This is a genomic window from Streptomyces sp. NPDC002701 (genome assembly GCF_042889045.1).
Classification (GTDB): Bacteria; Actinomycetota; Actinomycetes; order Streptomycetales; family Streptomycetaceae; genus Streptomyces.
The window spans coordinates 42,807-56,992 of the sequence record NZ_JBIAQL010000027.1; the positions used below are offsets into that span (position 1 = coordinate 42,807).

The window sequence follows — 14,186 nt, forward strand, 5'->3', positions numbered from 1 at the left end:
AACGAGGGTGCGCATGACCAGCCAGACGACCGACGCCGTCGACCGCACGCCGGGCGACCAGGAGCTGCGACAGCTGCTGGCCGGTCTGACGGCGGTGCGGGACGGTGACTTCGGCACCCGTCTGCCGGACGACGGGGACGGGCTCCTGGGCGACATCGCCACCGTCTTCAACGGCATGGTCGACCAGCTGTCCGTGTTCACCTCCGAAGTCACCCGGGTCGCCCGCGAGGTGGGCACCGAGGGCACCCTCGGCGGACAGGCGGAGGTGCCGGGCGTCTCCGGGACCTGGGCCGACCTCACCGACTCGGTCAACGCCATGTCCGGCAACCTCACGACCCAGGTCCGCGACATCGCCCAGGTGGCGACCGCGGTGGCCAAGGGCGACCTCTCCCAGAAGATCGACGTACCGGCGCGGGGCGAGATCCTGCAGCTGAAGGAGACCGTCAACACGATGGTCGACCAGCTGTCCGCCTTCGCCGACGAGGTCACCCGCGTCGCCCGCGAGGTCGGCAGCGAGGGACGCCTCGGCGGACAGGCGCAGGTGCCCGGCGTCGGCGGTGTCTGGCGCGACCTCACCGACTCGGTCAACCTGATGGCGGGCAACCTCACCGCCCAGGTCCGCAACGTCGCCCAGGTGACGACCGCGGTGGCCAAGGGCGACCTCTCGCAGAAGATCACCGTGGACGCCCGCGGCGAGATCCTCGAACTCAAGAACACCATCAACACGATGGTCGACCAGCTGTCCGCCTTCGCCGACGAGGTCACCCGCGTCGCCCGCGAGGTCGGCACCGAGGGACGCCTCGGCGGACAGGCGGACGTCAAGGGCGTCAAGGGCACCTGGCGAGATCTCACCGACTCCGTGAACTTCATGGCGGGCAACCTCACCGCCCAGGTCCGCAACGTCGCCCAGGTGGCGACCGCGGTGGCCAGGGGCGACCTGTCGCAGAAGATCACCGTGGACGCCCGCGGCGAGATCCTCGCCCTGAAGGAGACCCTCAACACGATGGTGGACCAGCTGTCCGCCTTCGCCGACGAGGTCACCCGCGTCGCCCGCGAGGTCGGCACCGCGGGCAACCTGGGCGGACAGGCCACCGTCCGCGGGGTGTCGGGCACCTGGAAGGACCTCACCGACAACGTCAACGTGATGGCCTCCAACCTGACGGGTCAGGTCCGCTCGATCGCCCAGGTCGCCACGGCCGTCGCCCGCGGCGACCTCTCGCAGAAGATCACCGTCGAGGCCAAGGGCGAGGTCGCCGCCCTCGCTGACGTCATCAACACGATGGTCGACACGCTGTCCGCCTTCGCCGACGAGGTCACCCGCGTCGCCCGCGAGGTCGGCACCGAGGGACGCCTCGGCGGACAGGCCCAGGTCCCGAACGTGGCGGGTACCTGGAAGGACCTCACCGACAACGTCAACTCGATGGCCAACAACCTCACCGGCCAGGTGCGCAACATCGCGCTGGTGACGACGGCGGTGGCCAAGGGCGACCTGTCCAAGAAGATCGACGTCGACGCCCGCGGCGAGATCCTCGAACTCAAGACCACCATCAACACCATGGTCGACCAGCTCTCCGCGTTCGCCGCCGAGGTCACCCGCGTCGCCCGCGAGGTCGGCAGCGAGGGCCGGCTCGGCGGCCAGGCCGAGGTGGAGGGCGTGTCCGGCACCTGGAAGCGGCTGACGGAGAACGTCAACGAGCTGGCCGGGAACCTGACACGGCAGGTGCGCGCGATCGCCGAGGTCGCCAGCGCCGTCGCCGAGGGCGACCTGACCCGCTCGATCACCGTCGAGGCGTCCGGCGAGGTCGCCGAGCTCAAGGACAACATCAACTCCATGGTGGAGTCCCTGCGCGAGACCACCCGGGCCAACCAGGAACAGGACTGGCTCAAGACGAACCTCGCACGGGTCTCCGGACTGATGCAGGGCCACCGGGACCTGTCGGTGGTGGCCGAGCTCATCATGGACGAGCTCGCGCCCCTCGCCTCGGCCCAGTACGGCGCGTTCTACCTCGCGGAGGAGAGCGCGCAGGGCAGCGGGCTGCGGCTCGTCGGCTCCTACGGCTGGCCCGACGAGGAGGGCCGTCCCGAGCGCATCTCCTTCGGCCGCTCGCTGGTCGGCCAGGCCGCGCGCAGCCGCCGCGCCATCACCGTCGACGAACTGCCCCCGAACTACGTGTCCATCTCCTCGGGCCTCGGCCACACGGTGCCGACCGCCCTGGTGGTGCTGCCCATCGCGGTCGAGGACCAGGTGCTGGGAGTCATCGAGCTGGCCTCGGTCACCCGCTTCACCCAGATCCACCTGGACTTCCTCGGCCAGCTGATGGAGACCATCGGCGTCAACGTCAACACCATCGTCGCCAACGCGAGGACCGACGAACTGCTCGACGAGTCCCAGCGGCTGACCGCCGAACTGCAGGCCCGCTCGGAGGAGCTGCAGGTCCAGCAGGACGAACTCCAGCGCTCGAACGAGGAGCTGGAGGACAAGGCTTCGCTGCTGGTGGCGCAGAACAGCGACATCGAGGCGAAGAACCTGCAGATCGAGCAGGCCAGGCAGGAACTGGAGACGCGCGCCCAGCAGCTGTCGCTGGCCTCCAAGTACAAGTCGGAGTTCCTGGCGAACATGAGCCACGAGCTGCGCACCCCCCTGAACAGCCTGCTGATCCTCGCCCAGCTCCTCGCCCAGAACCCGTCACGCAACCTCACCCCCAAGCAGGTCGAGTACGCCGGCATCATCCACTCCGCGGGCTCCGACCTGCTGCAGCTGATCAACGACATCCTCGACCTGTCGAAGGTCGAGGCGGGCAAGATGGACGTCACTCCCGAGGTCGTGCCGCTGCGCCAGCTCCTCGAGTACGTGGAGGCCACCTTCCGGCCGATGACGACACAGAAGAGCCTGGACTTCACCGTGCGCACGGCGCCCGGCGCGCCCGCCGACCTGCTGACCGACGACTCCCGGCTGCGCCAGGTCCTGCGCAACCTGCTGTCGAACGCGGTCAAGTTCACCGAGCACGGCGGCGTCGAACTGCGCATCGAACCGGCGGCCGACCACGAGGTGCCCACCGGCGTGTTCCGTGGCGGCACCATCGTCGCCTTCCGGGTGCAGGACACCGGCATCGGGATCCCGGAGCAGCATCTGGAGACGATCTTCGGGGCCTTCCAGCAGGCGGACGGGACGACGAGCCGCAAGTACGGCGGCACCGGCCTCGGCCTGTCCATCACGCGGGAGATCGCCCATCTCCTCGGCGGCGCCGTCACCGTCGACAGCACACCGGGGCAGGGCAGCACCTTCACCCTGTTCCTGCCCGTGGCCCGCCCCGACTTCGAGAACCTGGTGATCGGCGACCGCGCCCCGGAGCTTCCGCCGGGCACCGCCCCTTCCGAGGAGTCCGAGGCGAGCGTCCCGGTCCCGGGTCCGGCCGCCCCGGCCAGGCGCCCGCGGCGCCGGCTGCTCGTCGTCGAGGAGCGGCAGCGCGGACTGCTGACCCTCGTCGCGGAGAGCGCCGTCTCGGACGTCACCCGCGGCCAGGACGCCGGTGACCCGCGCGGCACCGTCGACGTCATCACCGCCTCAGGGGCGCACGAGGCGGCGAGCGCGCTGGCCGCGGGCCCCTGCCACTGCGTCGTCCTCGAACTCGGCATGCCGAGCGGCGAGGCGCCGCGTTTCCTGGACGCGATGCAGGGCGACTCCGCGCTCGCGAACGTTCCGGTGCTGGTGCACAGCGGTCATCGCGCGGACCTGGCGCAGGAGCAGGCGCTCCAGGCCCGCTCCGGCACCCGCGCCCTGGAGTTCCTGTCCAGCCTGGACGAACTGCGGGAGCGCATCGCCCTGCACCTGTCCGCCGAGGAACTGGGGGACGTGCCGTCCCTGGCCCGCGCGGAGGAGCCGCGGGCCGAGGCGCCGCGGGCCGTCGAGGACGCCTTCCTCGGCCGTACGGTCCTGGTGGTCGACGACGACGCGCGCAACCTCTTCGCGCTGAGCGGCATCCTGGAGCTCCAGGGATTCCACGTGCTGCACGCGGACAACGGCCGCAAGGGCATCGAGACGCTGGTCAACCACCCCGACATCGCGCTCGTCCTGATGGACGTGATGATGCCGGAGATGGACGGCTACGCCGCCACGGCCGAGATCCGCAAGATGCCCCGGTACGCGCAGCTCCCCATCATCGCCGTCACCGCGAAGGCGATGCCCGGCGACCGGGAGAAGAGTCTCGCCTCCGGTGCGAGCGACTACGTCACCAAACCGGTCGACACCGACGACCTCATCGCCTGCGTCCGCCGTTGGCTGCCCGCGTGAGGGGTGGCGCCCGGCCGTGCGTGCGCGCCGGCCGGGCGCCGTCCCCGCGCCCCGCCCGCACGGGCATCCCAGCCGAGGAGCAACAGCATCGTGAGCCATCCTGAACACCGTCGCCCGGATCCGGCCGACGACGCGTCGTACCCCGCGTCCGAGGCCGACGACACCGGCACCGGCACCGGCACGGAGATCGCCGTGGACGGCGACGGCCTGCCCGCGGACGAGCGCGACACCACCCTCGACGCCCGCTACCCGGTGGGCAAGCTGGCGGCCACGGTGGAGCGCCTGCGCCGCGAGGTGCGGGCGGCGCAGGCCGAGGCCGACGGGCGGGCCCTGATCGAACTCGCCAAGGGCATCCTGGTCGAACGGCTGGGCTGCGGCCCGGCCGAGGCCGCCCGACAGCTCGCCGCACTCGCCGAGCAGGCCAAGGTGACACCGCTCGAACTCGCCGTCGACGTCATCAACCAGTCCGCCCGCGACCGGCTGTCGGACATGACCGGCGCCTTCCTGGCCGGCGCGAAGGACGCCGAGGCCACGGCCGCCGCGGCGGCCTCGGCCAGGGCCGCGGCCCGCGAGGAGGGCGCGCGCTCGGCCGCCGTGCGGCTGCGGGAGGCCGAGAGCGGCGCACTGGCGGCCCCGGACACCCAGGCCGTCGCCGACTCCCTCTTCACCCACGCGCTGACGCCGCTCGGCGCGGTGGCGGTGGCCATCTGGACCGCTCGCTCCGACGGCTCGCTGACGCTGGCGGGCAGCGCCGGTTTCTCCCCGGCGGAGGCGGCCCGGTGGCACTACGTGCCCCCCGGCGTGACGACGGTGGCCCGTACGAGCCTCACCGAGCGTGCGGGGCAGTGGATCGGCTCCCTCGCCGAGACCGGCCTGCCCTCCATCGGCCAGCACCACTACCCGGACGGCGGCAGGGCCGCCCTCCCCGCCGGCGCCGGAGGGCGCGTCCACGGCGTCCTCGAAGTCGTCTGGGCCGCTCCCCTGCCGCCCCAGTCGCCGCAGGTGATCCGGCAGGTGGAGGCGCTGGCGGAGCTGTGCGCCCACACCCTGGAGACGTACGCCTTCGTGAACGGCGGCGACAGCGTCAGCGAGGCCCGGGTCATGCCGGACGCCGCCGAACTGGTGGATCTGGCCGACGGACTGCACGACCCCGCGCTGGTCCTCGTCCCCTACACCGACGGCGGACAGCTGGTGGACTTCCACATCCACCATGTCAACAGCCGCTTCCTCGACCCGGCCGGCCGGCCGCGCGGTCTGATCAGCGGTGCCCTGCTGCTCGAGGCATACCCGATGGCCGCCGGGGAGAGCGAGCTCTTCCAGCGGGTCGAGCGCGTCTACGCCACCGGGGAGCCGTTCCGCGCGCAGCGCATGAACCTCACGGCGCTCGTCGACCAGGTGCCGCTGGCGGCCGTGGCCGACATCAGCATCAGCCGCCACGGCAACAGCGTGCTGCTCATCTGGCGCATCGAGGACGAGACGGCACGGCTGGCGAGCCTGCTCCAGCACGCACAGCGCCTCGGCCGCATCGGCGGCTTCGAGGAGAACCTCGTCACGGGTGAGATCACCTGGAACGGCCAGCTCTTCAGCCTGTACGGCAGGCCGCCGTCGAGCGGTCCCGTACCGCTGGAGGAGCTGGCGCTGCACGCGCACCCGGACGACGCCGTCGCCATCGGCCGCTTCCTGCGCACGCTGCTGCATCACCGGCGGGCGGCGTCCGCGGCGTTCCGGCTGCAGCGCCCCGACGAGGTCACCCGGCACATCCGGGTGGTGGCGGAGCCGGTGCTCGACGCCGGCGGACGGCCGTTCGTGGTGCGCGGGGCCTACCAGGACATCTCGGCCCAGCACTGGACGGAGGTGGCGCTGGCCGCCACGCGTGACCAGCTCGCGCACTCCGAGCAGCAGGCGGCCGAACGCAACCGGCTGACGCTGCAACTGCAGCACGCCATCATGCCGCCGACGCAGGCGCCGCTGCGGGCTCCCCGGCTCGACGTGGCCGTCCGCTACCGGCCCGCCGAGACCGAGCAGCTGGTGGGCGGCGACTGGTACGACGCGGTCGTGCTGCCGTCCGGTCTGGTGCTGCTGTGCGTGGGTGACGTGGCCGGTCACGGCATAGAGGCGGCGACGAGCATGGTCGTGCTCCGCAACGCCCTGCGGGGACTGGCCGTCACGGGCGCGGGTCCCGGCCAGCTGCTGTCCTGGCTCAACAGCGTGGCGCACCATCTGACGGGCTCCATCACCGCCACGGCGGTCTGCGGCATCTACGACCCGCAGACCCGTACGCTGCGCTGGGCCAGGGCCGGTCATCTGCCGCCCGTGCTGGTGCGGGACGCGGAGGCGGTGTCCCTGCCCCGGCTCAAGGGCCTGCTGCTGGGCGCCGTGCCCGAGGTGACGTACACCGAGGACGAGGTGCAGCTCGCGGTGGACGACACGCTGCTGATGTACACGGACGGTCTGATCGAGCGCCGGGACCGCACGATGGAGGAGTCCATGACCCAGCTGCTCACCACGGTCCGGGCGGCGCCGTGCACGCTCGACCAGCAGCTGGACCGGCTCCTCACCTACAGCAGGTCGGACACCGACGACGACACCTGCATCGTGGGCATCCGGGTGTCGTAGTCCCCCACTCGCGTGACGCCCCCGCATGCGGGACCTGCGCGGGGGTAGGTGCGGTGCATGGGCGACGAGGGACAGGGCTGCCCTTCCGGTGGGCCGGACGAGCAGGGCGACGAGAGCTGGATCACACCGCCATGCCGGTGATCGAAGGCATCGGATCCGCGTTCGGGGGTAGCCGGGCCAGATCATTGCTGCTTTGTGGGAGGTACTTGTGTCCATAGCCCAGAACCCGTTGTCCGTCGAGGTCACCCTGCCTCGCGAGGACGTCGTCCTGCTCACGGTCGAGGGGCATCTGGACATCGATACGGCGACCGGACTGCAGCATCACCTGGCGAACCAGTTCCAGCACGGCCGGCGCCACTTCCTGCTGGAGCTCTCGGCCGTCCCCTTCATGGACTCGTCCGGCATGAACATCATCATCAGGGCGTACCAGCAGACCCGGGAACTGGGGGGAAGCGTCCACATCATCGCGCCGGCGCCGGCCGTGCGCCGGATTCTCGATCTCACCGGTGTGAGCATCACCGTGCCGGTCTCGGACAGCGTCGAGGACTCGCTCGCCCTGGTGGACAAGCAGCAGGGCGACTCCGCCTGAGATCCGTCCGACACGCTCCGCCGTCCCACCGGGGAAAGGGCGGAGCACACTCATACCTGACACTTGCCGTTTGACAACAATGGTCAGAAGCAAGAAAGTGGGCAGCGCCGAGGCGCGGAAGGGATCCGGATGCATGTGACGACGAGGACCGACCCGTGCGCCGGGCGCGGCAGTGCGGGCGGTCAGGCCGTCGCGGCGCCGGTGACCGTGCCGTCCTCGTGGATCTCCTCCGCCGCGGCGGCGCAGAACGCCACGAGTCCCTGCAGCAGCTGGGTCCGCCGGGCGGCGGGCATCTGCTCCAGCACGGACTCCAGCGCCCGCTCGCGGCGGGACCGCAGGTCGCCGAGGAAGGTCCGTCCTCGGCGGCTCAGGTACAGCCGCAGTTCGCGGCGGCTCGTCGCACCCGGCCGGCGCTCGACGAACCCCACGGCCTGGAGGCGGTCGCACAGCCGGCTGGTCGACGGAGGCGTGGACCCCAGGGCATCGGCGAGTGTGCGCAGGTTGATGCCCTCCTGGTGCTCCAGGATGAACAGCACCCGCAGCTGGGACGCCGAGACGGGCGCCGTGGAGGCGCGCCCCCACAGGACCTCCAGCAGCTCCGCCGCCTGTGCGGCCACCGGCGCCACCTCGTGGGGCCGGGGACGCGCGGAGGAGGAAGTCACGCTGCCACTCTCGCAGGCTTCTCGGGCGATGTCAGCCCGCCCGCCGGCGCCGCCCGTGCTCCCGGCAGGCCCGGAACAGGAAAGACGCCCGGCACCGGGCACCCCATGGCGCGGACATCCGGCCGCCGACACGCAGAGAACGGCGTACCCGACTTGGTGAACAGATTCGTCGCGGCCGAGCGCGCGCTGCGCTCCGCCGCTCCGCACCAGCTGCTGGACGCGGTCCGGGACGTGCTGCGCGGCCAGTACGCGGCCGAGGAGGTCGAACTCTTCATGGCCGACTACGGACTGACCCTGTTGCAGCCGGTGTCCACCCTGCCGCTCACCCTGCCCCCGCTGCCCATACACACCGGTCCGGCGGGCCGGGCCTTCGGGGCCCAGGAGCCGGTCACCGAGGACTGCCCCGGCGGGGCGGTGCGCGTCCACCTGCCCGTCACCGTGCGCGGCGACAGGCTGGGCGTCCTGTCCGTCACCTTGCCCTCGGCGGACGCGGCCGCCGAGGGCGCGGCCGAACTGGCCGAGGTGGCGGAGGTGCTGGGCCACGAGGTGATCGTCGCCGAGCGTGACACCGACCTGTATCTGCAGGCACGGCGCAAGGACCGGCTCACCCTCGCGGCGGAGATGCAGTGGCAGTTGCTGCCCGCCCGCTCCTGCGCGCGGCCCGAGTACGCGCTCGGCGCCCAGCTGGAGCCCGCCTACGCCGTCTTCGGCGACAACTTCGACTGGTCCGCCACGGCCGACCATCTGGCGCTGTACATCACCAACGGCATGGGCGAGGGCATCGAGGCCGCGCTGCTGACCAGCCTGGGCGTCAACGCGCTGCGCAACGCGCGCAGGGCCGGCCTCCCGCTCGCGGACCAGGCCGCCCTCGCCGACCAGGCGGTGTACGCGCACTACCGCGGGGACGCCCATCTGGCCGTGCTGATGCTGGACCTGGAGCTGTCCACCGGCCGTCTGCGGGTCGTCGACGCCGGCTCGCCGCAGATGCTGCGGCTGCGCGACAGGACCGTGACGGCCGTCGACTTCGAGGCGCAGCTTCCGCTGGGCATGTTCGAGGAGACCGACTACTTCGCCCAGGAGTTCGTCATCGAGCCGGGCGACCGGCTCATCTTCGTCAGCGACGGCGTCCACGCCGTGGCGGGGCCCGGCGGCGAGGTGTACGGCGAACGCGCGCTGGCCCGTGCCATCACGTCCACCAGCCTGGTGCCGGCGGCCGAGGTCCCCGGGGCGATCCTGCGGGAGCTGACCGGACACCGTGGCGGGCCCGAACCGGACGACGACGCGCTGGTCGCCTGTCTCGACTGGTACGGAGGCATTCCGGCGACGTGAGTCCGCGCCGGGTGGGACTGCGGGGGGAACTCCCCGTTCGGGGTGCGGTGTTGCGCGACCCCGGACCCCCGATACAGTTGCCGTCCGGCAATGGTTTGATCGTTGTCACGTCGTCCCCGGCGAACCCGGGCGATGAGCAGCACACGAGGAGAGAAGCAGTGCCGGAGCACGGAACGGCAGTACAGCAGCCCCTGGCGTACGCCCCCGGCGGGCCGGGGTCCGCCGTCGCGGGCCCGGCGACCGGCGACGCGTCCGCGTGGTGATCCGCCCGTACGCAGGCCACGACCCCAGACGTCCCGCCCCGGCGGCCCACGCCAGGAGAGCCCGTCATGCAGACAGCCGGCCGGGTCCACGCCTGCCTGCCGATCCGTTCGGACCTGGACCTGGTGCGGGTCAGGCAGCATGTGCGGCGGACGGCGGCGCGGCTCGGCTTCGGCCTGGTGGAGCAGACCAAGCTGGTCACCGCGGCGAGCGAGCTGGCGCGCAACACGCTGGTGCACGGCGGAGGCGGCACGATGGAGTCGGCCTGCCTGACGGACGGCCCGGCCCGGGGGCTGCGGCTGGCCTTCGCGGACGAGGGCCCCGGCATCGCGGACCTCGACCAGGCGCTCAGGGACGGGCACGCCTCCAGGGGCGGGCTGGGAATGGGGCTCGGCGGTACCCGGCGGCTGGTGCACGAGTTCTCGGTCGACAGCAGCCCCGGCGAGGGGACGACGGTCACGGTGACCTGCTGGGCCGGCGGCCCGCCGCCACCACCGCGTCCGCCCCGTGCGCCGCGTCCGCGCGAGGGGATGTGAGGCCGCTCGACCGGGACGTACCCGCGCGAGCGCCGGCAGCCGGTGGCCCGTCCGGCCGATGGGCTCCGCCCGTCGGCGCGGGTCCCGCGTCCTCCGCCCCGGCTGTGACCGCCGCCCCCGGGGTGTCCGGTACGAGCAGCCCCGCCCGGCCCGTGCGGGACGACGCCGCCGTCGCCGTACCGGCCCCCACTCCGTCGGATCGCAGACCATGACTCGCACCTGGCACATCACCACCGTCACCGACGCCGCCCGGGCCCGCATCGACACGGCCCGCCTGGCGGCCGCGTACGGGGTGCCCGGCCTGGAGCGGACCCGGCTGACGGCCGCCCTCAGCGCCCACCTGCACCAGTGCCTCGTCGAGGGCGGCACCTGGAGGCTGGACCTGGAGGCGGCCCCGGCTCCGTCCGAGGACGGTCTGCTGCGGGCCGTCGTGACCTCGTGCGACGACACCGGCGCCGAGCGGCGACCACCGTGGCACATGACGGTCGCCTGCCCCCACGGCGGGGACGCGGCGGACACCGTGCCCGCGGCGGACGATCCCGAGACGCTGGCCGAGGGGTTGCTGGGCGCCGACGAGGACACCGCCCTGGTACTGGAGAAGCTCGCCGAGCAGGAGGACCTGGTCACCTCCCACCGGGAGGAACTGCACCAGACCAACCAGGGTGTGCTGGCCCTGCACGCCGAGCTGGACGCGGCCGGCCAGGCCCAGCGCGAGCTCTTCGCCGCCGAGCGCGCGGCGCGGACGGAGGCGGAGACCGCCCGCCGCAGGCTGACGTTCCTGGCCGACGCCAGCGCCGTCCTGACGGCCTCGCTGAACCACGACGAGATCGTCCGCCGGCTGCGGAGCCTCCTGGTCCCCGAGTACGCCCGCAGTGTCGACGTGTGGCTCCTCGACGGCGGGGAGGAGGAGGTGCCGAGCGTGCCCCGTCCGGCCGCCGCCGTGACCGCGGCCCGCAGCGGACGCCCGCAGTACGCCGCCGACCATCCGGGCGGACTGCCCGGCGTGGACGACCGGCCCCCCTCGGCGGCGTATCCCTCGGTGCCCCTGCTGTGCATTCCGCTGTCGGCACGGCGGACGGCGCTGGGGGTCCTGACCCTCGCGCCGTCGGGAGTCCGCTGGGACGCCGACGACGCCGTCATGCTGATCGAACTCACCCGGCGGGCCGGCATCGCGCTGGACAACGCCCGGCGGTTCGAGCACAACCGCGACATCGCCGAGACGCTGCAGCGGGCGCTGCTCACGGACCTGCCCGCCACTCCGGGGCTGCAGCTGGCCGCGCGCTATCTGCCGGCCACCAGAGGTCTGAACATCGGCGGCGACTGGTACGACGCCTTCCGCCAGCCCGACGGCAGCCTGATCACCGTGATCGGGGACGTGACCGGACACGGACTGCACGCCGCCGTCATGATGAGCCAGCTCCGCACGGCGCTGCGCGCCTACGCCGTCGACGGCGGCACCCCGGGCCAGCTCCTCACCCGGCTGCACATCTTCCTGCACCATCTGCAGCCCGACCTGTACGCGACGGCCGTCATCGCACGCTTCCACCCCGACGACCCGACGCTCACCTGGGCCGCGGCGGGTCATCCGCCGCCCGTGCTGCGCACCCCCGACGGGCAGGTGCACACGCTCGACGCCAAGCCCGGCGCGATGCTGGGCATCCCGGTGGAACAGCGGATCCGCGACCACACCATGACTCTGACGCCCGGTTCGACGCTGGCGCTCTACACGGACGGGCTGGTCGAACGGCGTGCCGAGGGGATAGACCCCGGCATCGGGCGTCTCGCGGCGGCGCTGGGAACGTTCCGGTCCGCCGATCTCGACGCGGACCTGGACGGCTCGGCCGACCTGCTCCTCAACCCGTTGCTCAAGGACTCCGAGCGGGACGACGACGTGTGTCTTCTGCTGTGCCATCTGCACAGCCGGGCGGCCGAGATGGCGCGGCCCCCGCAGAGCCGTCCCGCCGAGCTGTCCCGCTGAGCGGGCTCAGCCGCCGGTCACCGCCCCTCCCCCGGCCGCAGGTCCCGCACGTCCCGGGGCGGCCGTGACCGTACGAGGGTGTGGGCGTGGTGGAAGGCGCGCAGCCCGTGCTGCAGGGAGTCGCGCTCGCTCTGCGCCATCGCGTCGAACACCGTGGTGAGGCACAGGGCGCGCAGTTCGGTGACGTCCGCCAGGAGCCGGCGCCCCTGCGAGGTGACCACCAGCTGCACCTCGCGGCGGTTGTGCGGCTGGACGGTGCGCTGCAGCAGTCCCGCGGCCTCCAGCCGGTCGCACAGGCGGCTCGCGGTGGGCAGCGCTATGCCCAGGTGCTCGGCCAGCGCGGTGAGGTTGAGCTCCGGCAGGCGGCGCACGGTCTGCAGCGCGAGGAGCTGGCGTGTGGACATGCGGGGGGTGAGGTCCTCGGCCGCCGCGAACCACAGCATCACGAGGCTCTCCACCGCGTCGAGGACGTGATCGGCAACGTTGTCCGGCAGGTGGCCGGGGTCGTGTTCGCAGCCCACGGCGCGGTCAGCGTTCACAGGTTCGGCCGGGATCCGGCACGGGGGTGATCACACGCACTTCTCTTCCAGTCGACTCCGGCCCGGACAGGTGTCATGTACGTCGGCCCTACCCGAAGAATCCGGCCGTACACAGACTGCCGTCGCCGATGCGTTCCGGACCTGACCGCCGGTGACCGCGAACGGCCCGGACCGCGCCCTCCCGTGTGCGTGGACGGGAGGGCGCGGGCCGGGCCGTGACCTGCGGGCCTGCAGGTCAGCCGGTGGCCAGGGCGCCCTTCAGCACGGTGATCGCCTGGCTGATGGCGGCGCGGGCCGCGTGGGTCTCGGCCAGCGCGTTCAGCATCACGAAGTCGTGGATGATGCCCTGGTAGCGGACCGCGGTGACCGGGACGCCGGCCTCCCGCAGCTTGTCGGCGTACGCCTCGCCCTCGTCGCGCAGGACGTCGGCCTCGCCGGTGATGACGAGGGCCGGGGGCAGGCCGGTGAGCTGCTCGGTGGTGGCGCGCAGCGGGGACGCGGTGATCTCGGCGCGCTGCTGCTCGTCGGTCGTGTACTGGTCCCAGAACCACTGCATGGCGTCACGGCGCAGGAAGTAGCCCTCGGCGTACTGGTGGTACGAGCCGGTGTCGAAGGAGGCGTCGGTGACCGGGTAGAAGAGCACCTGCTGGACGAGCGGGACGTCGCCGCGCTCCTTGGCCATGAGGGTCAGGGCCGCGGTCATGTTGCCGCCGACGGAGTCGCCCGCCACCGCGATGCGGGAGGCGTCGAGGCGGTGGTCGGCGCCGGCGGTGACGACCCACCGGGCGACGGCGTAGTTCTGCTCGATGGCGACGGGGTAGCGCGCCTCGGGCGAGAGGTCGTACTCGGGGAAGACGACCGCCGCGCCGGTGCCGACGGCCAGTTCGCGCACCAGGCGGTCGTGGGTGTGGGCGTTGCCGAAGACCCAGCCGGCGCCGTGGATGTAGAGGATCACCGGCAGGGTGCCGGTCGCTCCCGCGGGGCGCACGATCCTCGTGCGGACCTCGCCGGTGGGGCCGCCCTGGACGGTGATCCACTCCTCGTCGACGTCCGGCTTGGTGACCTCGCCCGACTGCACCTCGTCGACGGTCTTGCGGCCCTCGACCGGGCCGAGGTCGAAGAGGTAGGGCGGATTCGCGGTCGCCTCGGCGAACGCCGCGGCGGCGGGCTCGAGGACGGGACGGATGCCGGTCGTGTCGGTCATGGCGATCTCCTCGGATCTGGTGCCGTGGGCAGGCTCCTGCGGCGGGCTTCGCCGGGGGCGGCGGCACTTCCCTGACAGTAGCGCACGACTTAGTCGTGCACAACTAATGCGGGCACGATACGATCGTGGGGACCACCGGCGATAGGGTGGAGCTCACCGGGCCCGGGCGGAACGCGGACCC

9 protein-coding genes are annotated in these 14,186 nt (G+C 72.5%); 6 read left to right on the forward strand and 3 right to left on the reverse strand.

Going from position 1 to position 14,186, the window contains the following annotated elements; genetic code table 11:
- Positions 1–13 precede the first annotated feature (13 nt).
- The 3 genes from ACFYXC_RS36905 (at position 14) to ACFYXC_RS36915 (ending at position 7,496) form a co-directional block, all read left to right on the forward strand.
- Complete coding sequence (locus tag ACFYXC_RS36905) at positions 14–4,291, forward strand: HAMP domain-containing protein (protein ID WP_389556963.1); 4,278 nt, start codon at positions 14–16, stop codon at positions 4,289–4,291.
- Positions 4,292–4,483: 192 nt separating this feature from the next.
- Positions 4,484–6,907 (forward strand): SpoIIE family protein phosphatase, encoded by a 2,424-nt coding sequence (locus ACFYXC_RS36910; protein WP_389556991.1) that lies wholly within the window; start codon positions 4,484–4,486, stop codon positions 6,905–6,907.
- A 208-nt stretch (positions 6,908–7,115) separates the two neighbouring features.
- Positions 7,116–7,496: an STAS domain-containing protein gene (locus ACFYXC_RS36915; protein WP_389556965.1), complete on the forward strand. Its 381-nt coding sequence runs from the start codon at positions 7,116–7,118 to the stop codon at positions 7,494–7,496.
- Between the two features lie 182 nt (positions 7,497–7,678).
- Here the strand turns inward: ACFYXC_RS36915 and ACFYXC_RS36920 are convergent, their stop codons facing one another.
- A complete protein-coding gene (locus ACFYXC_RS36920; RefSeq protein WP_389556967.1) occupies positions 7,679–8,158 on the reverse strand; it encodes a MarR family winged helix-turn-helix transcriptional regulator in 480 nt (159 codons plus the stop codon).
- Between the two features lie 156 nt (positions 8,159–8,314).
- On the opposite strand from ACFYXC_RS36920, the gene ACFYXC_RS36925 reads away from it, so the two are divergent.
- The 3 genes from ACFYXC_RS36925 to ACFYXC_RS36935 all read left to right on the forward strand — a co-directional run bounded on the left by ACFYXC_RS36925 (position 8,315) and on the right by ACFYXC_RS36935 (position 12,262).
- On the forward strand, positions 8,315–9,487 hold the full coding sequence (locus ACFYXC_RS36925; RefSeq protein ID WP_389556992.1) for a PP2C family protein-serine/threonine phosphatase: 1,173 nt from the start codon (positions 8,315–8,317) through the stop codon (positions 9,485–9,487).
- A gap of 329 nt (positions 9,488–9,816) precedes the next feature.
- Positions 9,817–10,284 carry an anti-sigma regulatory factor gene (locus tag ACFYXC_RS36930; RefSeq protein ID WP_389556968.1) on the forward strand — a complete coding sequence of 156 codons (468 nt, stop codon included), beginning with the start codon at positions 9,817–9,819 and terminating at the stop codon, positions 10,282–10,284.
- Between the two features lie 208 nt (positions 10,285–10,492).
- On the forward strand, positions 10,493–12,262 hold the full coding sequence (locus tag ACFYXC_RS36935; protein WP_389556970.1) for a PP2C family protein-serine/threonine phosphatase: 1,770 nt from the start codon (positions 10,493–10,495) through the stop codon (positions 12,260–12,262).
- Positions 12,263–12,279: 17 nt separating this feature from the next.
- On the opposite strand, the gene ACFYXC_RS36940 is transcribed toward ACFYXC_RS36935, so the two are convergent.
- Both ACFYXC_RS36940 and ACFYXC_RS36945 read right to left on the reverse strand, forming a co-directional pair.
- The gene (locus ACFYXC_RS36940) at positions 12,280–12,801 is read right to left on the reverse strand and encodes a MarR family winged helix-turn-helix transcriptional regulator (RefSeq protein WP_388906533.1); all 522 of its coding nucleotides are present in this window, start codon (positions 12,799–12,801) and stop codon (positions 12,280–12,282) included.
- Positions 12,802–13,036: 235 nt separating this feature from the next.
- A complete protein-coding gene (locus tag ACFYXC_RS36945; protein WP_389556972.1) occupies positions 13,037–14,005 on the reverse strand; it encodes an alpha/beta hydrolase in 969 nt (322 codons plus the stop codon).
- Between the last annotated feature and the right edge of the window lie 181 nt (positions 14,006–14,186).